General features: G+C 59.6%; 21 protein-coding genes. 11 read left to right on the top strand and 10 right to left on the bottom strand.

Annotated elements, in window-relative coordinates; translation table 11 throughout:
- Positions 1–753 (top strand): glycosyltransferase family 8 protein (locus tag V7Q10_RS03450; protein ID WP_333867649.1); only part of this gene is annotated, 753 nt, incomplete at its 5' end.
- Here V7Q10_RS03450 and V7Q10_RS03455 read toward each other — a convergent pair.
- The 7 genes from V7Q10_RS03455 to V7Q10_RS03485 form a co-directional block, all read right to left on the bottom strand.
- Positions 748–2202 carry an amidase gene (locus tag V7Q10_RS03455; protein ID WP_442885813.1) on the bottom strand — a complete coding sequence of 485 codons (1455 nt, stop codon included), beginning with the start codon at positions 2200–2202 and terminating at the stop codon, positions 748–750. The genes V7Q10_RS03450 and V7Q10_RS03455 overlap by 6 nt on opposite strands.
- An 82-nt stretch (positions 2203–2284) precedes the next feature.
- Complete coding sequence (locus V7Q10_RS03460) at positions 2285–3310, bottom strand: extracellular solute-binding protein (RefSeq protein ID WP_333867650.1); 1026 nt, start codon at positions 3308–3310, stop codon at positions 2285–2287.
- Positions 3311–3333: 23 nt separating this feature from the next.
- A complete protein-coding gene (locus V7Q10_RS03465; protein ID WP_333867651.1) occupies positions 3334–4356 on the bottom strand; it encodes an extracellular solute-binding protein in 1023 nt (340 codons plus the stop codon).
- 15 nt (positions 4357–4371) lie between these two features.
- Positions 4372–5175: an ABC transporter permease gene (locus V7Q10_RS03470; RefSeq protein WP_333867652.1), complete on the bottom strand. Its 804-nt coding sequence runs from the start codon at positions 5173–5175 to the stop codon at positions 4372–4374.
- Entirely contained in the window at positions 5168–6076 is a 909-nt protein-coding gene (locus V7Q10_RS03475) for an ABC transporter permease (RefSeq protein ID WP_333867653.1), read from the bottom strand. Before V7Q10_RS03475 ends, V7Q10_RS03470 begins: the two co-directional genes overlap by 8 nt.
- A complete protein-coding gene (locus V7Q10_RS03480) occupies positions 6077–7144 on the bottom strand; it encodes an ABC transporter ATP-binding protein (RefSeq protein ID WP_333867654.1) in 1068 nt (355 codons plus the stop codon). It abuts the gene before it with no gap.
- A gap of 246 nt (positions 7145–7390) precedes the next feature.
- On the bottom strand, positions 7391–7699 hold the full coding sequence (locus V7Q10_RS03485) for a DUF6476 family protein (RefSeq protein WP_333867655.1): 309 nt from the start codon (positions 7697–7699) through the stop codon (positions 7391–7393).
- Between V7Q10_RS03485 and V7Q10_RS03490 the strand changes: the two genes are divergently transcribed.
- The 6 genes from V7Q10_RS03490 to V7Q10_RS03515 all read left to right on the top strand — a co-directional run bounded on the left by V7Q10_RS03490 (position 7698) and on the right by V7Q10_RS03515 (position 13349).
- Positions 7698–8741 (top strand): RluA family pseudouridine synthase, encoded by a 1044-nt coding sequence (locus V7Q10_RS03490; protein ID WP_333867656.1) that lies wholly within the window; start codon positions 7698–7700, stop codon positions 8739–8741. The two genes, V7Q10_RS03485 and V7Q10_RS03490, sit on opposite strands and share 2 nt — an antisense overlap.
- A gap of 161 nt (positions 8742–8902) precedes the next feature.
- Positions 8903–9799 (top strand): RNA polymerase sigma factor RpoH, encoded by an 897-nt coding sequence (gene rpoH, locus V7Q10_RS03495; RefSeq protein WP_333867657.1) that lies wholly within the window; start codon positions 8903–8905, stop codon positions 9797–9799.
- Positions 9800–9858: 59 nt separating this feature from the next.
- Positions 9859–10578: a phosphatidylserine decarboxylase gene (locus V7Q10_RS03500; protein WP_333867658.1), complete on the top strand. Its 720-nt coding sequence runs from the start codon at positions 9859–9861 to the stop codon at positions 10576–10578.
- The gene (gene pssA / locus V7Q10_RS03505; protein WP_333867659.1) at positions 10575–11330 is read left to right on the top strand and encodes a CDP-diacylglycerol--serine O-phosphatidyltransferase; all 756 of its coding nucleotides are present in this window, start codon (positions 10575–10577) and stop codon (positions 11328–11330) included. Before V7Q10_RS03500 ends, pssA begins: the two co-directional genes overlap by 4 nt.
- 61 nt (positions 11331–11391) lie before the next feature.
- Positions 11392–12381, top strand: coding sequence for a Gfo/Idh/MocA family protein (locus tag V7Q10_RS03510; RefSeq protein ID WP_333867660.1), 990 nt, complete (start codon positions 11392–11394; stop codon positions 12379–12381).
- Positions 12382–12437: 56 nt separating this feature from the next.
- On the top strand, positions 12438–13349 hold the full coding sequence (locus tag V7Q10_RS03515; protein ID WP_333867661.1) for a capsular polysaccharide export protein, LipB/KpsS family: 912 nt from the start codon (positions 12438–12440) through the stop codon (positions 13347–13349).
- On the opposite strand, the gene V7Q10_RS03520 is transcribed toward V7Q10_RS03515, so the two are convergent.
- Positions 13318–15162 (bottom strand): M3 family oligoendopeptidase, encoded by a 1845-nt coding sequence (locus tag V7Q10_RS03520; protein WP_333867662.1) that lies wholly within the window; start codon positions 15160–15162, stop codon positions 13318–13320. The two genes, V7Q10_RS03515 and V7Q10_RS03520, sit on opposite strands and share 32 nt — an antisense overlap.
- Before the next feature lie 198 nt (positions 15163–15360).
- On the opposite strand from V7Q10_RS03520, the gene V7Q10_RS03525 reads away from it, so the two are divergent.
- The 4 genes from V7Q10_RS03525 to V7Q10_RS03540 are packed head-to-tail and all read left to right on the top strand — an operon-like array spanning position 15361 to position 19288.
- Positions 15361–16773 carry a circularly permuted type 2 ATP-grasp protein gene (locus V7Q10_RS03525; protein ID WP_333867663.1) on the top strand — a complete coding sequence of 471 codons (1413 nt, stop codon included), beginning with the start codon at positions 15361–15363 and terminating at the stop codon, positions 16771–16773.
- Between the two features lie 4 nt (positions 16774–16777).
- Positions 16778–17728 carry an alpha-E domain-containing protein gene (locus V7Q10_RS03530; RefSeq protein WP_333867664.1) on the top strand — a complete coding sequence of 317 codons (951 nt, stop codon included), beginning with the start codon at positions 16778–16780 and terminating at the stop codon, positions 17726–17728.
- Entirely contained in the window at positions 17728–18534 is an 807-nt protein-coding gene (locus tag V7Q10_RS03535) for a transglutaminase family protein (protein ID WP_333867665.1), read from the top strand. The genes V7Q10_RS03530 and V7Q10_RS03535 overlap by 1 nt, the downstream gene beginning before the upstream one ends.
- 28 nt (positions 18535–18562) lie before the next feature.
- A complete protein-coding gene (locus V7Q10_RS03540; protein WP_333867666.1) occupies positions 18563–19288 on the top strand; it encodes a peptidase in 726 nt (241 codons plus the stop codon).
- Here the strand turns inward: V7Q10_RS03540 and V7Q10_RS03545 are convergent.
- Both V7Q10_RS03545 and V7Q10_RS03550 read right to left on the bottom strand, forming a co-directional pair.
- Positions 19285–20217: an alpha/beta hydrolase gene (locus V7Q10_RS03545; protein WP_333867667.1), complete on the bottom strand. Its 933-nt coding sequence runs from the start codon at positions 20215–20217 to the stop codon at positions 19285–19287. The two genes, V7Q10_RS03540 and V7Q10_RS03545, sit on opposite strands and share 4 nt — an antisense overlap.
- Complete coding sequence (locus V7Q10_RS03550; protein WP_333867668.1) at positions 20214–20501, bottom strand: SCP2 sterol-binding domain-containing protein; 288 nt, start codon at positions 20499–20501, stop codon at positions 20214–20216. The genes V7Q10_RS03545 and V7Q10_RS03550 overlap by 4 nt, the downstream gene beginning before the upstream one ends.
- Positions 20502–20556 lie beyond the last annotated feature (55 nt).

Consider the following 20556-nt stretch of genomic DNA (forward strand, 5'->3'; position numbering starts at 1 on the left):
GTGGTGCAGATCGACGCCGCCGCTTGGGGCAGCCGTTTGCCCGCCGATGACAGGATCAGCTTTGCAGCCTATCTGCGGATCATGGCGCCCGATCTGCTGGCGGCAGATTACCGCCGGATGCTCTATCTTGATGCCGATGTGTTTTATCAGCGCGGCGATTTGAACCGGCTGTTGTCGCTTGATCTGGGCGGACGAGCGGTGGGGGCGGTGCGCGATATGGTGCAGCTGCGCAAACCAGATCGGGTGCCCGAAGATTTCCGCCCCTTTGATCTGCCCTTTGGCAAATATTTCAACTCGGGCGTCTTGCTGATTGATGTGGCGGCATGGAACGCGCAAGGCGTGACCCAGCGCGCGCTGGATTTCGCGGCGCAAAACGCGCTCAAGCTGATGGCGCATGACCAAACCGCGCTGAACGTGACGCTGCGCGACAATTGGGCCGAGCTGTCCTTGGTCTGGAACTACGAATATTCGCATCAGACCATGTATTACATGGGGTTTTTCGACGTTTGCTTTGTGCATTTCATCGGGCGGCGCAAGCCGTTCAACCAAAGCTATGGTGGCTTTGCGCGGCGCTTTACCGAAGAATATCGCAGCTTTTTTGCCCAGCATATGCCGCATTTGCAGGCCCAAGACGGTCTGCAAATCGCCAGCCAAAAGCGCAAGCATCTTTATGCCATCTTGTTCACCCTGATCAATGTCGGGCGGTTTTTGCCCAATGATGACCGCTTTGCCTCGGATTGGCAGGTGCTATAGCGCCGGCGGGCGACGGCTGGGCCAATCTGTCGCCAGATGATAGGCCTGCCCCATCGCCAGGATCTGCGCATCCGCCCCCACGCGGCCGGCAAGCTGCATCCCCATCGGCAGGCCCTGCGCGCCAAACCCCACCGGCAGCGACAGCGCAGGCAGGCCGATCAGGCTGATCGGGATCACCACCTCCATCCAGCGGTGATAGGTGTCCATCGCGCGCGCGCCAATGCTTTGCGGCCAGCGCCAGTCTGCCGGAAATGGCCAGACCTGCGCCGTGGGCAAAACCACCGCGTCATAGCTTTCAAACAGCCGCGCCATTTTGGCGTAATAGCGCGAGCGGATGACGCTGGCCTCGTAAACCGCTTGCGCGCTTAGGCTGCTGCCCTGCTCGATTTCCCATAGGGTTTCGGGTTTCAATTCGGCGCGTTTGGCCGGATCGTCATAGATCGGCTTGAAACTGCCCGCATTCAGCATCGCGCGCAAAGTGGTCCAAGCCTGCCACAGCTTTTCGGCGGGAAAGGGTGGGGCTATGGCCTCGACCAGCGCGCCCTGATCTCGAAACACCGTCAGGGCTGCTTCGCAAAGCGCAAGGATCCCCGGCTCCACCGCATAGGCCCCGCCCCAATCGCCCAGCCAAGCGATGCGCTTGCCGCGCAGATCGCCGTTCAGGGCGCTGTAGTTTTGCGCTTGGCGGCCAAAGGGCAGCTCGGGGTTCACGCCGGCCTGCACCGCCAGCAGCCCTGCGATGTCTTCAATCGTGCGCGCCATCGGGCCTTCGGTGGCAAGCGTGGCCAGATGGGTATCGCCCTCGGCATCATGCTGCACCAGCCCCCAACTGGGGCGAAAGCCGTAAACGTTGCAAAAGGCGGCCGGATTGCGCAGCGAGCCCATCATGTCAGAGCCATCGGCCACCGGCAGCATCCGTGCCGCCAGCGCCGCTGCCGCCCCACCCGATGATCCCCCCGCGGTGCGGCTGGCGTCATAGGGGTTGCGGGTGACGCCAAAAACGCGGTTGAAGGAATGGCTGCCGTGGCCCCATTCGGGGGTGTTGGTCTTGCCAATGAAAATCCCCCCCGCCTTGCGCATCCGAGCGGCCAAGAGATCATCCTTGGCGGGGACAAAATCGGCAAACAGCGGCGAGCCATAGGTGGTGCGCAGCCCCTTGACCGCGCAAAGGTCTTTCACCGCCAGCGGCAGCCCGTGCAGCCAACCTGCATGCGGCGCATCATCGGCGGCGCGCGCCTCGGCCATCAGATCATCAGGATCGCGCAAGGACACAATCGCATTCAGCCCGCCATTCACCGCAGCAATCTGGCGCAGATAAGCTGCCATCACCTCGGAAGGGGCGAGTTTGCGGCCGGCAATCTGGCGGGACAACTCAGAAGCAGAAAGCGCGATCAGGTCCAAGGCGGGGCTCCAGTCATTGGGGGAAAACGCCTGCGGAACAGGCCGCAAGGGGCCACTGGCCCCTTGCCCGCGCGTCAGCGCTTATCGCAATGGTGGGGGGGCGGATGCCCCCACACCGCCGCCAGATCACCTACTTTTGCAGTTCGGTCCAGATCGCGGTCATATAGTCCTGCGCCTTGGTCGAGCAGGTGGGGATGAATTTGCCCGCCGCCTTGAACTCTTCTGGGATCTGCACTTCGGGCGCGGTTTTCATGTCTTCGGGCATGAAGGGTTCCGATCCTGCAATGCCATTGGCATAGCGCGCGAAATCCGAGATCAGCGCCGCGTTTTCAGGCTCGGCAATAAAGTTCAAAAAGGTATAGGCCTCTTCGACATTCTTGGCATCCGACAAAAGCGCCACCGAATCCATCCAGACCGGATAGCCTTCCTTGGGGTAGCCGTATTTCACATCCGGATTGGCAAGCCGCACCCGCATCGTCGATCCGTTCCAGTTCACCGAGGCCGCCCAATCGTTGTTCGACAGCTTTTCGGTGGCGCCGTAATCCATCGAAATCCAATCCGGTTTGGCCGCAATCAGATCGTCGCGCACCTGTTTCAGAATGGTGGTGTCTTCGGTGCAAGGCTCGCCGCCCGCGGCCATCACCGCCAGATTGACGATGTCATTCATCTCGGGAACGATGTTGATCTTGCCTTTCAGCTCCTCTGGCACATGCAAAAAGATGTCCGAGGTGTTGATATCGCCCTTATAGACCGAGGTGTTCACCGCAATGCCGGTGGTGCCCCATTGCCAAGGGATGGTCAGCGTGCGGCCCTGATCCCACGACACATCCATCCATTCGGGCGCGATGTTTTTGTGGTTTGGAATCTTGGACAGGTCCAGCTTTTGGATCAGGCCTTTTTCGGCATAGATCTGCACATATTGGTGGGTTGGCACCACCAGATCAAAGCCCGAACCGCCGGCCTCGATCTTGGCCAAGGCCGCGTCATTGCTGTCGTAATCGGTGACAGTGACTTTGATGCCGGTTTCTTTTTCGAATTTTTCCAGCAGTTTCGGGCCGGTGTAATTGCCCCAGTTAAACAGCTGCAAGCTGCCTTCGGCATAGCCAAACGAGGTGCTTGCCAGCAAAAGCGCTGTCGCGGAGAGTAGGTTTTTCATTGTCGTCTCCCTGTTGGTTTTGATTATTTTTGCAGTTCAGTCCAGATCGCGGTCATATAGTCCATCGACTTGCCGGCACAGGTTGGCAGGAAATGCCCCGCAGCACGGCTTGCCTCTGGGATCACCACCTCGGGCGCGGTTTGCATATCGGCGGGCATAAAGTCTTCGGCGCCGGTGATGCCGTTTGGATAGCGCGCGAAGGCCGATATCAGGGCAGCATTCTCGGGCAGCATGATAAAATCAAGGAATTTGTAGGCCGCATCGACGTTTTGCGCGTCAGACAGCAGCATCACCGAGTCCATCCACAAAGGATAGCCTTCCTTTGGATAGCCATAAACCACATTGGGATTGGCCAGCCGCGCGCGGAAGGTTTCGCCCGACCAATTCACCGAGGCCGCCCATTCGCCATTGGCCATCCGCTCGGTGGTGCCATAATCCATCGAAAGCCAATATTGCTTGGCATTCATCAGCGCATCACGGGCTTTTTTCAGCACCGCAACATCTTCGGAACAGGGTTTGCCCCCCGCCCACATCACCGCCAGATTGACGATCTCGTTCATCTCGGGCACGACGTTGATCTTGCCTTTCAGCGCGTCTGGCGGGTTCAGGAAAATGTCCGATGTATTGGCGTCCCCGCTATAAACCGAAGTATCCACCGAAATGCCGGTCGAGCCCCATTGCCACGGGATCGAATATTCGCGGCCCTTGTCCCATTCAACATCCATCCATTCAGGCTTGATATTGCCGTGATGGGGCAGGCGGGTCAGGTCAAGCTTTTGCACCAGCCCCTTTTCGACATAGATCTGCACAAAATGCGCCGAAGGCACCACAAGATCAAACCCCGTGCCCCCTGCCGAGATTTTCGCCAAGGCGGTGTCGTTGCTGTCATAATCGGTGGTGGTGACCCGAATGCCGGTTTCGGCCTCGAATTTACTCAGCAATTCGGGCGAGGTGTAATCGCCCCAGTTGAACAGATGCAATTCCTCGGCCGCCGCCAGCGAGGTGGAACACAGCAGCAGTGACAGGCCAAGCAGGGTGTTTTTCATCGGCAATCTCCGGTTCTACTCGTCTTTGCGGGTCAGAAAGAAAAAAGCCGTCAGCAGCGCCACGGTCAGCGCCAGCAGCATCGAAGAAATAGCATTGACCTCGGGCGTCAGTTGGCGGCGCATTTGGCCCAGCATATAGGTGGGCAGGGTATCTTGGCCGCCGGATTTTACAAATTCGGTGATCACCACATCATCAAGGCTGATCACAAAGGCCAGCATCGCACCCGCCGCCACCCCCGGCGCAAGGATCGGCAGGGTGACGTAGCGAAAGCTTTGCCAAGCACTTGCGTAAAGATCCTGCGCCGCCGTTTCCAGGCTGATGTCCATGCCTTCCAGTCGCGCGCGGATCGGCAGATAGGCAAAGGGAATGCAAAACGCCGAATGCGCCGCAATCACATAGCCAAGCCCTTGATAGCCCGTGGCTTTTTTGATCATGCCAAAAAAGATCAGCAAGGCCACGGCGGTGACAATTTCGGGCACCATCAGCGGTTGGTTGATCATCACATAGATAAAGGTCTGGCCCTTGAAGGCCTTGCGCCTTGTGGTGCCAAGCGCTGCCATCGTGGCAAGCGCGGTCGAGATCACCGCCGCCGAGACCGCAATCAGCAAAGACCGCACGGTGGCGGCCTTGACCGCATCATTGGCCCAAGCCTTGCCATACCAATCCAGCGAAAACCCGCCCCAGACCGCCACCGATTGGCTGGCGTTAAACGAATAGGCCACAAGCGTGAAGATCGGCAGATAAAGCGCCACAAAGACCAAAATCGCCGTGGTGGCAAAACCGGGCAGCGCCGAGACCGAAAACGAAGGTTTAGCCATGCGCGCTCTCCTTATTGGCGTATTTGACATAGACCAGCAGCGCGATGGTCACGATCACCAGAAGCGTCAGCGACAAGGATGCCCCCAGCGGCCAATTGCGGCCTTGGCCAAATTGCAGGTCGATGAAGTTGCCGATCATCATCTGCTTGCCGCCGCCCAGCACCCGCGGCGTGACATAGGCCCCCAGCGAGGGCACAAACACCAAGATAGATCCCGCGATGATCCCCGGTTTTACAATCGGCAGGATAATGCGGCGCAGCACCTGCAAGCGGCTGGCGTAAAGATCATAGCCCGCCTCCAGCAAGCGCATGTCAAAGCGGTCGATGGCTGCAAACAGCGGCAGCACCATCAGCGGCAAATAGACATAGGTCATGCCGATAAACACTGCCGTATCGGTATACATCACTTGGATCGGGCTGCTGATCGCGCCCAGTTTCATCAGCACGGTGTTCATCAGCCCTTCGGTGCGCAGCACCTCGTTCATCGCATAGGTGCGGATCAACAGATTGGTCCAAAACGGGATGGTGATCAAAAACAGCCACAAAGGCCGCGCCTTGGGCGGGCGGGTGGCGATGAACCAAGCGGTGGGAAAGCCCACCGCAAAGGTGGTCAGCGTGGTCAGCATCGACAGTTTCAGCGACCGCCAAAAGATCGTCAGATTGGCATCGGCCAGCCCATAGGTGTCGTCAAAGATATCCTTGGTGTAAAGAATGCTGCGCCAGCCTTCAAACGACAGCGCCCATTCGACATTGCCGTATTTGCCCGGCGTCAAAAACGAATAGACCGCCACAATCAGCAAAGGCCCCACCGCAAACAGCGTCAACACAATCAGCGCAGGGGTCGACAGCAGCCAGCCGTTTCGGCTGGAAGCGTGGTCTTGGTCGCGTTCTGCGGCGCTCATTTAATCCTCCACAATCTGGGCGGCCCCTGGGCTGATGGCAATGCCCACCGCTTGCCCCGCCAGCAGCCCCGCATCGCCCGAAGCCGGGCTTTGCAGCCGCGCGATCACCTCGGAACCATCGCGCAGCGTCATGTTCACATGGGTGTCGGTGCCAAAATACACCAGCGAGGTCACGGTGGCCGCAATCGCCCCCGCAGCCGCTGGGTCCACGATCGACAGCTGTTCAGGCCGCAGCGTCAGCGTCACCTGTCCTGCCGCCGCCATGCCGGCGATGGCAATAAAATCTCCGCTGGCAAGGCGCGCGCCGCCCGCCTCGGTTTCGGCGGTTAGAAAATTCGTCTCGCCGATAAAGCTTGCGACAAAGCGGTTGACGGGGCGGGTGTAGATCTCTTTGGGCGTGCCGACCTGTTGCAATTTGCCCGCCGACATCACGCCGATGCGGTCAGACATGGTCAGCGCCTCTTCTTGGTCATGGGTGACAAAGATAAAGGTGATGCCGGTTTCCAGCTGCAAGCGCTTCAGTTCGACCTGCATTTCCTTGCGCAGTTTCAGATCCAGCGCCGACAGCGGCTCGTCCAGCAACAACACCTTTGGCTTGGGGGCAAGTGCGCGCGCCAAGGCGACCCTTTGTTGCTGACCGCCCGAAAGCTGGCTGGTCTTGCGGCTGGCCAGCGCCTCCAGTTTTACCAACGCCAGCATCTCGGCCACGGTCTTATCGACCTCGGCCTTGGGGCGGCCCTGCATTTGCAGACCAAAGCCGATGTTTTGCGCCACGGTAAGATGCGGAAACAGCGCATAGCTTTGAAACACCGTGTTCACCGGCCGCTTGTTGGGCGGCAGATAGGTGATGTCGGCCCCCTCCAGCAAGATCAGCCCGTCTGTCGGCATCTCGAACCCCGCGATCAGCCGCAGCAAGGTGGTCTTGCCGCAGCCCGAGGGGCCAAGCAGGGTGAAAAACTCGCCTTGATTGATCTGAACCGAGACATCGTCCAAAGCTTTGACAAGCGAGGCGCCTTGGCCAAAGGCTTTGATGACATTGCGCGCTTCTATGGCGTTGGCTTGGGTCAAGATGGCTCGCTCCCTGATATGTTTTGATCATATTGGGCAGCGCTTTTTGGCGCGACGCAACATAAACTTAACCTTTCGGTCGAATCTGCCTCCAGTTTCGGCATCTTGGGCCAAGTCTGCACAGGATAATGGCATGCGGGCGTCGTAACTGCCTTCGCGCTGGTTCAGCTTTGTTTAACCTTTGGTCAGCCAAAAGCCCGCGCCGCTCTGTGGCAGCGCGTTAAACGTTGGGCGAAGGTGGAAGGCTTAGGGCAGGGTCAGCGTGACATCTTGCACAAGAGTTCCGGCGCTGTTGTACACCAGAAAATGACTGTCCTGGGTCACCACCCCGACCCAGCCTTGCCCCATCGTCACCGCAAGCGCGGTTTTGCCCGCAGGCAGGCTAAGACTAGAGGGTAATATCGGCAAAGCAGCATTTGCATTGGGCATGCGGGTGACAAGCAGGCCGACCACGGTTATGACACCGCAAATCATGGTGATCATCAGCACGATCACCAAAGCCTTTAACAAACGCAGCGAGGGCGGCAGCCTTGGCTCTTCAGGAGTATCGGTCATGGCAGGCCCTTTTGATGACGAAGATACCCCACAGGGGCAGCTTGAGGTGGAGATCGGCGAAGATGCGCCCGCACGCCTAGATAAGGCGCTTGCGGCCGCAGTGCCAGAGCAAGCCGCGCTGTCGCGCTCGCGCTTGATGAAAATGATCGACGAAGGCGATGTTTTTCTGGACGGCATTGCGGTGACCAACCCCAAAGCCAAGGTGGTCGAGGGGCAGGTCTATAGCCTGCGGCTTGCGCCTGCGGTGGATGTGGAAACCATGGCCGAAGACATTCCGCTTTCGGTGATCTGGGAGGATGGCGATCTGATCGTCATCGACAAACCTGCGGGCATGGTGGTGCATCCGGCCCCCGGCACGCCCTCGGGCACTTTGGTGAACGCGCTGTTGCATCACTGCGGCGACACGCTGTCGGGCATCGGCGGCGAGCGGCGTCCGGGCATTGTGCACCGCATTGATAAAGACACCACCGGCCTGTTGGTGGTGGCCAAATCCGACCGCGCGCATCACGGGCTTGCCGCCCAGTTTGAAGATCACAGCGTCAACCGCCATTATCTTGCGGTGGTCCACGGGGTGCCTGCGGCCAGCGACCCCCGCCTGCGCGGCATGCGCGGCGTCAGTTTTGAAGCCGGCGGCATCTTGAAAATTGCTACCCATCTGGCGCGGCACAAAACCGACCGTCAGCGCCAAGCCGTGGTTTGGGATCAAGGCCGCCATGCGGTGACCCGCGCGCGGGTGATCGAAGATCTGAAGGGCGGTGCAAGTCTGGTGGAATGCTGGCTGGAAACCGGCCGCACGCATCAGATCCGGGTGCATATGTCTTATGCCGGCCACGGGCTTTTGGGCGATCAGACCTATGGCGGCAAGCGCAGGCTGGCGCCCAAGCTTTACGGCGAAGAGGCGGCCGAGCTTGGCATGGGCTTTGCGCGTCAGGCGCTGCATGCGGCGACTTTGGGTTTTGTGCATCCGGTAACGGGCGAGATGCTGGAGTTTTCCTCGCCTCTGCCTGCCGATATGGCCGAGCTGATCGCAGCCCTGCGCTGACATAAGCGTGAAGAGAATGACATAAATCTTACATTGAGACCGATCCATGTTCATCTGACGTTAAGCTAAATGTGTAGGATGTGTCTTGAAGGCGCGTTTAAGCACACTTAAATTTGCCTGCCCGGGGGCGCAATCGCACCGGAAAAGAAGGGAGCGTCACGATGAGCACCTATGCAAACCTACCAGCACCCAGCCCCGAACAGGGGCTGAACCGCTATATGCAGGAAATCCGCAAGTTTCCGCTGCTGGAACCTGAAGAAGAATATATGCTGGCAAAACGGTGGGTTGACCACCAAGACAGCCAAGCCGCGCATAAAATGGTCACCTCGCATCTGCGCTTGGCCGCGAAAATCGCCATGGGCTATCGCGGCTATGGCCTGCCGCAGGCCGAGGTGATTTCCGAAGCCAATGTCGGGCTGATGCAGGCGGTCAAACGCTTTGACCCTGAAAAGGGCTTTCGCTTGGCGACCTATGCCATGTGGTGGATTCGCGCCTCGATCCAGGAATATATCCTGCGGTCCTGGAGCTTGGTGAAACTGGGCACCACCTCGGCACAGAAAAAGCTGTTCTTTAACCTGCGCAAAGCCAAAGCCAAGGTCGGCGCGCTGGAAGAGGGCGATCTGCGCCCTGAAAACGTTGCCAAAATCGCCACCGAACTGAACGTGACCCACGACGAGGTGATCTCGATGAACCGCCGCCTGTCGGGGGGGGATTCGTCGCTGAATGCCACCGTCGGATCGGATGGCGAGGGCACAACGCAGTGGCAGGACTGGCTGGAAGATGAAGACAGCGATCAGGCCGGCGACTACGAGGCGCGCGATGAATTCGACATCCGTATGAGCCTGCTGCAAAACGCCATGACCGTGCTGAACGAGCGCGAGCGCGATGTGCTGCACAAGCGTCGGCTGTCAGAAACCCCGATCACCTTGGAAGAGCTGTCGGACATCTACGGCGTCAGCCGCGAGCGGATCCGCCAGATCGAAGTGCGCGCCTTTGAAAAGCTGCAAGAGCGGATGCGCGAGCTGGCCAAAACCAAGGGCATGGTGGTGCCTGCATAAACTTGCGTCGGGTCAGCTTGGCCCGACGGTTGCACCCTGTCGCGTCAAAGGCTAGGACTGTGCGATCAAGCCAAGGGGCGATTTTTATGACGATGCTAGAAACTTTCATCAAACCCATGCACCGCGAGGGCTATAAGTTCGTTGCGATCTTTGCCGCGATCACGCTGGTGCTTTTCCTGATCTGGGATCCGCTGGGCTGGATCGGTGTTGGCCTAACGGTTTGGTGCTATTACTTTTTCCGCGATGCAAAGCGCGCTATTCCACAGGGGCGCGGGCTGATCGTTTCGCCCGCTGACGGCATTGTCAGCCTGATCGAACGCGCAGTGCCACCGCCTGAATTGGGCGTGGGCCATGCCGAATTGACCCGGGTTTCGGTGTTCATGTCGGTGTTCAACTGCCATGTGAATCGCACGCCGATTGCCTCGCGTTTGGTGAAAATGGCCTACCGTCCGGGCAAATTCTTTAACGCCGCGATGGACAAAGCCTCCACCGATAACGAGCGCAACAGCCTGCTCTTGGAACTGCCCGATGGCCGTCATCTGATCGTGGTGCAGATTGCCGGTCTTGTGGCGCGCCGCATCGTGCCCTTTGTCAGCGAAGGTCAAGGTCTGCGCACGGGCGAGCGCTTTGGCCTGATCCGCTTTGGCTCGCGTCTGGATGTCTATCTGCCCGAAGGCGTCGAGCCGCTGGTGGCGCTGGGCCAAACCATGATCGCAGGCGAAACCGTTCTGGCAGAGCTGGACCGCGACCTGCTGCGTCGCACGGCGATTTCAGAATGATCGTACAGCCCGAGGGTCGCAAACGGCGCAAAAAGCTGCATCTGGTGCAGCTTTTGCCAAATTTCTTAACCATTGCGGCGCTGTGTTCGGGGCTGACAGCGGTGCGCTTTGCGATTGCGGGGCAATTTGGCATGGCGGTCGCGCTGATTCTTGTGGCGGCGGTGCTGGACGGGCTGGACGGGCGGATGGCGCGGCTTTTGAAAAGTCAAAGCGACATGGGTGCCGAGTTGGACAGCCTGTGCGATTTGGTCAACTTTGGCGTGGCGCCTGCGCTGATCACCTATCTTTGGGCGTTTCAGGGCATGCGGTCAGAAGGCTGGATCGCCTGTTTGGTCTATGCGGTGGCCTGCCTGCTGCGGCTTGCGCGCTTTAACATCAGCAACCGTCAGCCCGAGAATGATTCCAACAGCTTTCAGGGCGTGCCCTCGCCTGCTGGCGCGCTTTTGGTCTTGCTGCCGATCTTTCTGGCCTATGCTTTGGACAGCGGCAAACCGGCGGCAATCTGGGCGGTGGCCTTGTGGATGGTAATTGTGGGCGGGTTAATGGTGGGGCGGTTCCGCACGCCTTCGTTCAAGCGCGCCACGGTCTATGCCGAAAATGTCAGCTTTGTCATTCTTGTCTTTGTGGGCGTGGTTGCTGCACTGCTGACCTACCCTTGGACCACGCTGGTTTTGGTTGATTTCGCCTATCTAGGGGCAATCGGCTATACCTTCTTACGAAAACCCGCAACCGTCGAGCCTGCCGAAGACTAAGCCCCGTTGCGCAGGCATCGGGCACAGGCTAGCCTGCCGCGAACAGTCAGGGAGGCCGGTTATGAAGGTTATGCGTTGGGGTATCTTGGGGGCTGCGAATTTCGCGCTCAATCACATGGCACCGGCGATCCATGCCGCCAAGGGCGCGAAACTGGTGGCGCTTGCCACCTCTAGCCCAGAAAAAGCCCTTGGGTTTCAGGCGTTTTGCCCAGATTTGATCGTGCATTCCAGCTATGACGCGCTGCTTGCAGACCCCAACATTGACGCGGTCTATATCCCGCTTCCGAACCACATTCATGTGGAATGGTCGCTGAAAGCACTGGCTGCGGGCAAGCATGTGCTGACCGAAAAGCCCATCGCGATGCAGGCCAGCGAGATCGACCAGATTATCGCCGCGCGCGACGCCAGCGGTCTGCTGGCCGCCGAGGCCTATATGATTGTGCATCATCCCCAGTGGCAAAAGGCCAAGGCTTGGGTCGAGGCTGGCGAGATTGGCCAGCTGCGCCATGTCGATGCGCAGTTTTCCTTTTGCTTGCACGACATGGAAAACATCCGCAACCGCTCCGACGCGGGCGGCGGGTCGTTGCGCGACATTGGGGTTTATACCTTTGGCTCGGCGCGCTTTGTGACCTCGTCTGAACCCGTCGACATCTCGGCGCGGCTGATCATGGACAATGGCATCGACAGCTTTGCGCAAGTGGCGGGCATTATGGACGGGCCGCATGGCAAGTTCACCTATAACTCGATGACCTCGATGCGGCTTTACAACCGCCAGACCGTGACCTTTCAGGGCGATAAGGGCATGGTGAGGCTGGATGGCGGGCCGTTCAATGCCAATGTCAACGATCTGGCCGCCGTCAGCCTGCATCAAAACGGCAACCGCGTCACCACCGAGCGTTTTGCCGGAGTGAACCAATATGTGCTGCAAGTCGAAGCCTTTGGCCGCGCAGCACTTGGTCAAGAGCCCTATGCCTGCCCGCTGGAATTCGTGCGCGGCACCCAAGCGATGATGGACGAGGTTTACGCAAAAGGCGTCGAGATCACGCTTTGACGGCAAAAGGGCAGATCGTTTTTCATCTGCCACGGCATTTGTTGGGCGATCAGCAGATGCCAAAGATCTATCAAGAGCTGCGCCGCGGGTTTCAGGCTCGCGGCGCAGAGGTTGTCTTGCGCCGCCGCGAAGCGCGCGCGCTGCAAGACCTGCCGCAGGGCGCGGATTTTCATTTTGTGCATAACGGCGGCGGCACGGGGGCCTGTGTTTTGAACACCGCCGTGGCCTATCTTTTGCCCTATTTCTATTTCGATCCCGAAGGCGTCTATTTTCAAAGCCGCAGCAATCGCGCTAGCTTTGATCCCAAGACCGTCCCCGAGGTCGCAGCCGCGCGCCGCTTTCAGACCCTGCGTCAGCGCTATGTGCTGCCGCGCCTAAGTCGCTATGACCAACCGCAAGAGCGTAGCACCCTGCCCAAAGACGCGATTGCGGTGTTCTTGCAAGATTGGTCCGAACCGGTCGAGGCGGCGCGGTTCATGTCAACCCAAGCCATGCTGCAAACCGTGATCGCAGGCGCTGCGGGTCGCCCCGTTGTGGTCAAGCCGCATCCGCGCAATCAGGGGCCGGAAACCGTGATGCTGTTGCATTGGCTGGCCCGAAAACAGCCGCAGGTTTTGGTGACGCAGGCCAATCTGCATGATATTCTTGCGGCAGCGGCGGTCTGCGTTTCGATCTGTTCGTCGGTAGCCATCGAGGCGATGCTGCACCAAAAACCCGCGATCCTGTTTGGGAAATCCGATCTGCACCCCTGCGCTGCCACCGTGCAAAGCCCGCAAGACTGGCCCGCAGCGCTTGCCCATGCCCTAAGCTTCGACTGGCCCTATCAGGCCTTTGTGCATTGGTTTTTCGACCAGCACCTGCGCGGCGGCGATGTGATGTGGCCGCCGCTGTTGCAGCGCATGCAAGCAGCGGCAGCCGATTTTGCGGCCTTGGGGATCAGTCCTCCATCGCCTCTAACTCGTCAATAAAGCCTGCGATCATCGACAGGCCCTTGTCCCAGAACTTGGGGTCGCTGGCATCCAGACCAAAGGGCGCCAGCAAATCCTTGTGGTGTTTCGAGCCGCCTGCCTTCAGCATATCAAAGTATTTCTCTTCAAAATCAGGCAGCCCGCCCTCGTAGGCGGCATAAAGCGCGTTCACCAGACCATCGCCAAAGGCATAGGCATAGACGTAGAACGGCGAATGCACGAAATGCGGGATATAGGCCCAAAAGGTCTCGTATCCATCCATGAAATCAAAGACTTCACCCAAGGATTGCGCCTGCACCGACATCCAGAGCGCGTTGATGTCATCGGGCGTCAGCTCGCCTTCGGCGCGGGCGGCGTGCAGTTTGCATTCAAAGTCATAAAAGGCGATCTGGCGCACCACGGTGTTGATCATGTCTTCGACCTTGCCCGCCAGCAGGGTCTTGCGCTCGGCCTTGGTCTTGGCGCCTTCCAGCAGCTTGCGGAAGGTCAGCATCTCGCCAAACACCGATGCGGTTTCGGCCAAGGTCAGCGGTGTGGCCGAAAGCAATTCGCCTTGGCCTGCCGCCAGCACCTGATGCACGCCGTGGCCAAGTTCATGCGCAAGCGTCATCACATCGCGCGGCTTGCCCAGATAGTTCAGCATCACATAGGGGTGCACCGTGGTCACGGTCGGATGCGCAAAAGCCCCCGGTGCCTTGCCGGGTTTGACGCCTGCGTCAATCCAGCCTTGGGTGAAGAAGGGCTTGGCAATCTCGGCCAGGCGCGGGTCAAAGGCGGCATAGGCCGAAAGCACGGTCTCGCTCGCCTCGGCCCAATTCACCAAGCGCGGCGCTTCAATCGGCAAGGGCGCGTTGCGGTCCCAGACTTGCAGGGTTTCAAGCCCCATCCATTTCGCCTTTAGCTTATAGTAGCGATGCGAAAGCTTGGGGTAGGCGGCCACAACCGCATTGCGCAGGGCTTCCACCACCTCGGGTTCGACATGGTTGGACAGATGGCGGCCATGCTGCGGGCTTGGCATCTTGCGCCAGCGATCCTCGATCTCTTTTTCCTTGGCAAGGGTGTTGTGCACGCGTGCGAACAGCTTGATATGCTTATCAAACACCGCAGCCAGCGCGCGGGCAGCCGCCTCGCGCTTGGCGCGGTCGGTGTCGGTCAGCAGGTTCAGCGTCGCCTCTAGGTTCAGCTCTTCTTCTTCGCCGGCGACCTTAAACATCAGCCCCGCCATGGTTTCGTCAAACAGCTTGTTCCAAGCGCTTGCCCCTACAACTGACGCGTCGTGCAGATATTGCTCCATCTCGTCAGACAGCTGATAGGGCCGCATTGCGCGCATGCGGTCCATCACGGGGCGATAGCGGGCAAGGTCTGCGTTGGACGCCAGCAGATCCGCCAGCGCCGCCTCATCCAAGCGGTTGAATTCAAGGCTAAAGAACACCAAAGGCGTGGTAAAATTGGTGATGGCGTCTTGCACATCGGCCATGAACTTGGCGCGTTCCGAGTCCATGGTGTTTTGATAATAGCGCAGCCCCGCATAAGACCCGATGCGGCCTGCGGTGATGTCAATCGCCTCATAGGCCTGCACGCAAGCCAGCATCTGTGCCGCCGACAGCCCCGCCAATTTGCCCTGATAGGTGCTGGCAAAGCCCGCGCAGGCGGTTTCAAGCCAAGTCAAGTCGCGCTGCAATTCGGGCGCATCGGGGTCGGTGTAAAGGTCGTCCAGATTCCAGTCGGGCAGATCGCCAAAACTGTTAGAGCCGATGCGGGCGTCGAAAACTGGGCGCTTGGTGCCAAGGCGGGGCAGGGGGTGAAATGTCATGTCAAACCTCATTCTATGTTGCCCCCATCTAGGCGGCAAAACCCCGGCACCGCAAGGTGGGCTCACGGCAATGGCATCAAAGCCGCTGCCTAAAAATTGTGCATCTGCACGAATACGCCAGTTTTTTTGCGCATCTTGCTTTACCTTCCGACTTTGCCCGCTTCTAGTTAGATCATTATAACGAAAGGGCGGCGGCAAATGACCTCCTGTTTCAATGAGATGTTCGAAGGCGAGGCCGTGCGCGACCCCTATAAGGGCTTGCAGGGCTGGAGCGCGGATATGCCCGCCGATGTGCGGCTGGAAAAACAAGCCGAGGCCGAGGCGCTGTTTCGCCGCATCGGCATCACCTTTGCGGTTTACGGCGAGGGCGGCGATCCTGATCGGTTGATCCCCTTTGATATGTTCCCGCGGGTGTTTATGGCCTCGGAATGGGCCAAGCTGGAACGCGGCATCAAACAGCGCGCGCGGGCGCTGAATGCGTTTTTGGTCGATGTTTATGGGCGCGGCGAGATCGTGCGCGCAGGCCGCATTCCGGCGCGGCTGGTCTATCAAAACGCGGCTTACGAGAAATCTGTCTGCGGCTTCACCCCGTCGAAAGGCGTGTATTCGCATATCGTTGGCGTCGATATCGTGCGCACGGGGCCGGGGGATTTCTACGTTTTGGAAGACAACTGCCGCACGCCTTCGGGGGTGTCCTATATGCTGGAATCCCGCGAGATGATGATGCGGATGTTCCCAGAGCTGTTCCAGAAAAACCGGATTGCGCCGGTGGACAATTACCCCGAAAAGCTGCGCCGCACGCTGGCCAGCGTCGCCCCGCGCAAATGCGACCGCGATCCGACCGTGGTGATCCTGACGCCGGGTCACTATAATTCGGCCTATTACGAGCATTCCTTCCTTGCCGATATGATGGGGGTGGAATTGGTCGAGGGCGCGGATTTGTTTGTGGATGGCGAGTTTTGCTACACCCGCACCACCCAAGGCCCCAAGCGCGTTGATGTGATCTATCGCCGCTTGGATGATGATTTCCTTGACCCTTTGTGCTTCCGCCCCGAGTCGATGCTGGGCGTGCCCGGCTTGATGGATGTCTACCGCGCGGGCGGTGTGTCGATCTGTTCAGCGCCGGGCGCGGGCGTGGCCGATGATAAGGCGATCTACACCTATGTGCCAGAAATGGTGCGGTTTTATCTGGGCGAAGAGCCGATTTTGAAAAACGTGCCCACCTGGAAATGCGGCGAGGCGCAGGATCTGAAATATGTGCGCGAAAAACTGGCCGAACTTGTGGTCAAAGAGGTGCATGGCTCGGGCGGCTATGGCATGTTGGTTGGCCCGAAATCCACCAAAGCCGAGGTCGAAGCCTTTCGTCTGCTGATCGAGGCCAATCCGTCGAATTACATCGCCCAGCCGACGCTGGCGCTGTCAACGACGCCGACCTTTGTCGAAGAGGGCATCGCGCCGCGCCATGTCGATTTGCGGCCCTATTGTCTGGTGGGCGAGCGGATTGAATTGGTGCCCGGCGGGTTGACCCGCGTGGCGCTGCGCGAAGGCTCCTTGGTGGTGAATTCGTCGCAGGGCGGCGGGGTGAAAGACACTTGGGTTTTGGCGGAGTAAGCAGATGTTAAGCAGAACCGCCGACAACCTCTACTGGATCGCCCGCAATATGGAGCGGGCCGAAACCGCAGCACGGCTGCTGGAAGTGGGCGCGCGCATCGCGCTTTTGCCCACCGCCGAAGGCTATCATTCCGATTGGGACAGTCTGTTGCGCGCCAGTGGCAATGCCACGGGTTACGCCGCAAAATACGGAGCGCCCACGCAGCAAAACATTGAAAGCTATCTGTTTTTCGACACAGATAACCCCAATTCCGTGGTGTCTTGCATCACGCGGGCGCGTGAAAATGGTCGCATTGTGCGCACGGCTTTGACCACGCAGGTCTGGGACGCGCTGAACTCGGCCTTTCAGGAAATGCGCCAGATCGTGGCGCGGCGCAGGCCCAACCAAGAGCTGTCGACCCTGACCGAATGGGTGATGCGCCACACCGCCATGCTGCGCGGCGCGATTGATGCCACCTTGCTGCGCAATGATGGCTACAGCTTTTTGAACCTTGGCTATTATCTTGAACGCGGCGACAGCACCGCACGTTTGATGGATGTGAAATACTATGTGCTGCTGCCCAAGGCCGAATATATCGGCTCGGGTCTTGATAACGAACAATGGTCGATGCTGCTGCGGGCGATGTCGTCGCATCGGGCGTTTCTTTGGGCCTATGGCGGCGAGGTGACCTCGGCCAAGATCGCCGATTTCCTGATCTTGAACCCGCAATGCCCGCGCTCGCTGATCACCTGCATGGCGGGGATGAACAACCATCTGGCGCGTCTGGCCAAGTTCTACGGGGCGGCAACCCCTGCGCAAGAGGCCGCCCAGCGGCTGCTGACTGGCTTGGAAAATCAATCGACCGACCGGATTTTCGACGAGGGGCTGCACGAGTTTCTGACCCGCTTTATCGAAGACACCGCAAGGCTGGGCACGGTGATCCATAACGCCTATCTCTCGGGGGATGTTCAATAATGTTGCTCACGGTCGATCACCGCACGCTCTATCGCTATGACATGCCCGTGCGCGGGGTGGTGCAAAGCCACCGCCTGTCGCCCTCGCGCTTTGACGGCCAAAAGCTGATTGAATGGAACGTAACCGTGTCAGGCGGCAGCATGGGCGGCGGCTTTCGCGATGGCGCGGGCGATTGGGTGCAGGGCTGGACGATTGCGGGCCCGGTCAGCGAGATCGAGGTGCGGGTGCAAGGGCAGGTGGAAACCAGCGATCTGGCAGGCGTGCTGCGCGGCCATAAAGAGGTGACACCGCCCTTTGCCTATCTGCGCGCGACGCAAGCCACCCAAAGCGATGCCGCCTTGGCCGATCTGGGCGCGCTGTTGCAAGGCGCCGATCTGTTGGCGGGGTGCCATGCGCTCTCGGCCGCCATATCCGACCGCATCGCCTATTGCCCGGGCACCACCCACGCCCACACCACCGCCGCGCAAGCCTTGGCGCAGGGCGAAGGCGTGTGCCAAGATCACGCCCATGCGGTGATTGCGGCGGCGCGTGCTGCGGGGGTGCCTGCGCGCTATGTCTCGGGCTATTTGCAGGCCGATGACACCGGGCTTGCGCATGAGGCCTCGCACGCTTGGGCCGAGGTTTTTGTCGCCGGTATCGGCTGGATCGGCTTTGATCCGGCCAATCGTTGCTGCCCAGACGCGCGCTATATTCGGCTTGGCTCGGGGTTAGATGCGCAAGACGCCGCCCCCATTCGCGGCATTTCGCGCGGGCTTGGCACGGAATCGCTTGAAGTGACCGTTGCAGTTCAGTTGCAACAGCAATAGCTTACGCGCCAAGCCGCTGGAGATATGAATGACTTACTGCGTTGGGCTCTTGCTGAATGAAGGCATGGTTTTGCTGTCGGACACCCGTACGAACGCGGGTCTTGATAATATTGCCACCTATCGCAAGATGTTTCACTTTGAAAACAAGGGCGAGCGGGTGATCTCGATCGTCACGGCGGGTTCGCTGTCTGTGACCCAGACCACGATCATGCGGCTGCGCGAAGCGATCGAGGCGCATGACGCCAGCGAGCAAACCTCGATCATGCTGGCGCCGACGATGCTGAAAATGGCCTCGATCATCGGCGAGACGCTGGCTGCGGTGCGGCTTGAGATCGACGAAAAGCTGCATGCGATGAAACAGGGGGCTTCGGCCTCGATGATCGTGGCGGCACAGCGGCGCGGCGGGCCGATGCGATTGTTTTTGATCTATCCCGAGGGTAATTTCATCGAGGCGACCGAGGACACGCCGTTTTTGCAGATTGGCGAGCATAAATACGGCAAGCCGATTTTGGACCGCGTTGTCACCCCGCAAACCTCGTTGCAAGATGCGGAAAAGGCGGTGCTGTTGTCGATGGATTCGACGCTGCGCTCGAACCTTTCGGTGGGGATGCCGCTGGATCTTGCCATCATTGAAAAAGACGCGCTTTGCGTCAGCCGCGAACGCCGCATCGAGGCCGGAGACGAGAAATTTCGCGCGATGTCAGAGGCTTGGTCCAAGGCGCTGCGCGATGGCTTTACCCAGATCCTGATTTAGCGGTTGGCGTCAAACAGCGCGGCGATCTGGTCAAACACCGCCTTGCGGGTGGCGGGGGCTTCCATCATCACCTCGTGTTCTGCGCCTGCAAAAAGCTGCAACTGCCCGTTTTTCCATCCGGCCATGCGGGCATGAATGGGGGCGGTGTCGACGATCTTTTCCGCCGTGCCAAGCGCGGTATAGCAGGGCATGGCAGGGGCCGGCAGCCGCGCAAGGGCTGCGCATTCGGCCAGCGCCGCATCGACCCAAGCAAGGCTGGGCCCGCCCAAGGTCAGATCGGGCTGCGCTTCGGCCTGTTGGCGCATAAACTCCCACATATCGGGGTCACTGGTCAGGGTATTGCCGAAAAAGCCCTGCGACAGCACATAGGTCGCGGCGCCGGTGCCGGGGGCGTATTTGCCCTCTAGCCCGAACCAGCGCGAGGCGGTGGCGATCACGCTGGCCACCGGCCGCAGCCATGCCGCCATCGAGATGCCCCACATCGGCGCCGAAAACGCCGCCGCTTGCACGCCAAGCCCAAGCATCAGCGCGCGCAGGGCAATGCAGCCGCCCATCGAATGCGACAGCAGATAGTAAGGCTCGGCCAGACCCTTGGCGCGGGCAAAGCCGATCATCGCCTCGATATCCAGCTGATACTCTGCAAAATCAACGACATGGCCGGTCAGCCTGTCACCCAAGGGCCGATCCGCCAGCCCTTGGCCGCGCAGATCAAGCACCAAAGTGTCAAAGCCGCGTGCGCGCAGATCGGCCGCGGCTGGGCCATATTTCTCGATATATTCGGTGCGGCCGGGGATCAGCAGCACCGTGCCCTTCGCCGCTTTGTGCTGCCACAGCCCCAAGCGCAGCTGCACATCATCAGCGGCACGCAGATAAAAGCCGGCCCCTGCATCGGGGCCTTGGGCAATGGCGTAAAGCGGCGCTTGGGTCATGCGATGGCCGCGCCAAGCTGCATGGCAAGGCCCATGCTGCCGTCAACACTCAGCTTGCCGGTCATAAAGGCGGTGGTCGGGTTCATCTCGCCGGCCAGCATGGCTTGGAATACTTCGGCAGAGGCGGTCAGGGTGACATCGGCGGCCTCGTCCCCGGCGCGCACGCCATCGGCGTCGACCATGATCGCGCCCGCATCCGAAATCACGAATTTCGCCACCCCGTCAAATCCGTTTGGCAGCTTGGCCGCCAGCGCTGCAACCGCGCCTGTTATCACATCGCTCATAATGCTCTCCTTCGTGATCGCTGGGCACTGGAATTTTGCACAGCTTAAGTTACCT

The organism is Cypionkella sp. (assembly GCF_036782355.1).
Taxonomy (GTDB): Bacteria; Pseudomonadota; Alphaproteobacteria; order Rhodobacterales; family Rhodobacteraceae; genus Cypionkella.

Coding starts and splice junctions, on each gene's coding strand:
- V7Q10_RS03460 (WP_333867650.1), bottom strand. CDS start 3,310: ATGAAAAACCTACTCTCCGCGACAGCGCTTTTGCTGGCAAGCACCTCG.
- V7Q10_RS03465 (WP_333867651.1), bottom strand. CDS start 4,356: ATGAAAAACACCCTGCTTGGCCTGTCACTGCTGCTGTGTTCCACCTCG.
- V7Q10_RS03470 (WP_333867652.1), bottom strand. CDS start 5,175: ATGGCTAAACCTTCGTTTTCGGTCTCGGCGCTGCCCGGTTTTGCCACC.
- V7Q10_RS03475 (WP_333867653.1), bottom strand. CDS start 6,076: ATGAGCGCCGCAGAACGCGACCAAGACCACGCTTCCAGCCGAAACGGC.
- V7Q10_RS03490 (WP_333867656.1), top strand. CDS start 7,698: ATGGCAGGCCCTTTTGATGACGAAGATACCCCACAGGGGCAGCTTGAG.
- V7Q10_RS03485 (WP_333867655.1), bottom strand. CDS start 7,699: ATGACCGATACTCCTGAAGAGCCAAGGCTGCCGCCCTCGCTGCGTTTG.
- rpoH (WP_333867657.1), top strand. CDS start 8,903: ATGAGCACCTATGCAAACCTACCAGCACCCAGCCCCGAACAGGGGCTG.
- pssA (WP_333867659.1), top strand. CDS start 10,575: ATGATCGTACAGCCCGAGGGTCGCAAACGGCGCAAAAAGCTGCATCTG.
- V7Q10_RS03510 (WP_333867660.1), top strand. CDS start 11,392: ATGAAGGTTATGCGTTGGGGTATCTTGGGGGCTGCGAATTTCGCGCTC.
- V7Q10_RS03515 (WP_333867661.1), top strand. CDS start 12,438: ATGCCAAAGATCTATCAAGAGCTGCGCCGCGGGTTTCAGGCTCGCGGC.
- V7Q10_RS03520 (WP_333867662.1), bottom strand. CDS start 15,162: ATGACATTTCACCCCCTGCCCCGCCTTGGCACCAAGCGCCCAGTTTTC.
- V7Q10_RS03525 (WP_333867663.1), top strand. CDS start 15,361: ATGACCTCCTGTTTCAATGAGATGTTCGAAGGCGAGGCCGTGCGCGAC.
- V7Q10_RS03530 (WP_333867664.1), top strand. CDS start 16,778: ATGTTAAGCAGAACCGCCGACAACCTCTACTGGATCGCCCGCAATATG.
- V7Q10_RS03535 (WP_333867665.1), top strand. CDS start 17,728: ATGTTGCTCACGGTCGATCACCGCACGCTCTATCGCTATGACATGCCC.
- V7Q10_RS03540 (WP_333867666.1), top strand. CDS start 18,563: ATGACTTACTGCGTTGGGCTCTTGCTGAATGAAGGCATGGTTTTGCTG.
- V7Q10_RS03545 (WP_333867667.1), bottom strand. CDS start 20,217: ATGACCCAAGCGCCGCTTTACGCCATTGCCCAAGGCCCCGATGCAGGG.
- V7Q10_RS03550 (WP_333867668.1), bottom strand. CDS start 20,501: ATGAGCGATGTGATAACAGGCGCGGTTGCAGCGCTGGCGGCCAAGCTG.